The sequence below is a fragment of the Desertihabitans aurantiacus genome (assembly GCF_003344635.1).
Taxonomy (GTDB): domain Bacteria; phylum Actinomycetota; class Actinomycetes; order Propionibacteriales; family Propionibacteriaceae; genus Desertihabitans; species Desertihabitans aurantiacus.
This window is the reverse complement of sequence record NZ_QPKK01000438.1, coordinates 1-1,908: the sequence shown is the minus strand read 5'-3', so window position 1 is coordinate 1,908 and position 1,908 is coordinate 1. Positions and strand designations below refer to the sequence as shown.

Annotated in this window: 1 protein-coding gene; it reads right to left on the bottom strand. The window is 75.7% G+C overall.

The window, feature by feature from the left end; genetic code table 11:
- Window positions 1-278: 278 nt before the first annotated feature.
- A partial coding sequence (locus DVA66_RS19930) for a glycoside hydrolase family 3 protein (protein ID WP_114561529.1) occupies window positions 279-1,908 on the bottom strand: 1,630 nt, incomplete at its 5' end.

Genomic DNA, 1,908 nt, shown 5'->3' with positions numbered 1-1,908 from the left:
GCTCACCGACGGCCGGCTCGTGACCGACCGGCCCGTCACGCCCGACCAGCGGGTGCCCGCGGCCTGGGCCGCGGCCCGGCTGTGCTGGCAGGCCGCCGACCGCGGCGAGACGCTCGACCTCGCCGAGGCCGTCGAGGCCGTCCGCCCGAGCAGCTGAGCTCCGGCGGACGCCGGGACCCGCCTGGCGCGCCCGTCGCGCAGCGGGGGCCGGCAGATCCGCCCGGGCCGGGCAGGCACCCGCGGGGAGACGTCCCTCGAACGCCCGGTGGCGCGACCCCTCAGAGGCCCTCGACGGTGACCGGGAGACGGCCGCCGGCCTCGGCCCGTCCGGCCATCACGTCGGCCAGACCCCACAGCACCGACTCGGGGTCGACGGCGTTGACGTTGAGGGCGTAGGTGGCGATCGCCGTCTCCGCACCCGGCGCCCCGGCCAGGTCGTAGGGGATCCCGAGCGAGACCGCCACCACGGGCGTCCCGCCGGCCGTCAGCGCGTCGACCAGCGCGCGCTGCTCCGGCGGCATCGTGGAGTAGGTGAAGGTGGTCACGACCACCACGTCGGCCGCGGCCGCCGCCTCGACCGCCGCGTCCAGCTGCGCCGGCGCCGGACGTCGCGAGGTCGGCACCGCCGTCGTCTGCAGCCCGCGCTCGGCCAGGTGGCCGGCCAGCGCCTCGGCCCGCTCCGGTCCGACCACGGCGACCCGCTGCGAGGGCTGCAGCGGCAGCACCCCCTGGTCGCGGACCACGGTGATCGAGCGCCGGCCGATCTCGGTCGCCTGCTCCAGGTGGGTCGGGTTGCCGACCAGCCGGTCCGCCCGGCCCGCGTTCGCCCACGGGCGCTCGAACAGGCCGTAGCGGCACTTGGTCCGCAGCACCCGCTGCACCGACTCGTCCAGCCGCGCCTCGCTGAGCCGGCCCGACAGCACGGCCTCGTGCAGCGCCTGCGCGCTGGTCTCGGCGGTCCGCCCGGCCAGCACCACGTCGGCACCGGCCTCGACCGCCAGCACCGTGGCCTCGCCGGTGCCCCAGCGGTCGGCGATCGCGCGCATCGCCATGCCGTCGGTGATGATCATCCCGTCGAAGCCCATCTGCTCCCGCAGCAGCCCGGTCAGCACCTTCCGCGACAGGGTCCCCGGCAGCTCGGGGTCGATCGCCTCGACCACCACGTGCGCGGTCATGATGGAGTCCAGACCGGCGTCCACCGCATCCTGGAACGGTCGTAGGTGCACCTCCTCCAGCGTCTGCCGGTCGTAGGTCACCGAGGGCAGCCCGAGGTGGGAGTCGACGGCGGTGTCGCCGTGGCCGGGGAAGTGCTTGGCCGAGGCCAGCACCCCCTCCTGCTGCAGGGCCAGACCGTAGGCGGTGCCGTGCTCGGCCACCAGGGCCGGGTCCTCACCGAACGAGCGGACGCCGATCACCGGGTTCGCCGGGTTGGTGTTGACGTCCACCACCGGCGAGAAGCTCCAGTTGAGCCCCATCGCGGCCGCCTCGGCACCGGTGATCCGTCCGGCCAGGGCGCTGAGGCCGGCGTCGCGGGTCGCGCCCAGCCCCATCGGGTAGGCCACCGGGGTGGCGTCGGGGACCTGCTGCTCGGCCCCGTTCTCCATGTCGGCGCCGATGAACAGCGGCACGCCCTCGCCGACCTGGGCGCTCCACATCTGCATCCGCGAGGTGTAGCGCGCGACATTGGCCGCCGCGCCGCCGCTGTCCTGGATGATCCAGGTACCGAACCCCCACTCCTCGAGCTGGCGCTGCACTCCGCGGTCGGGCAGCCCGTCCGCGCTCGGCTGGGACATCACCAGCTGGCCGATCCGGTGCTTGAGGCTCATCCGCCCGGTGGTGCGCGCGGCCAGGTCCACGCAGCGGGCCTCCTCGTCGGCGGCCGGTGCCGGTCCGGGCTCGGCCGCCGCC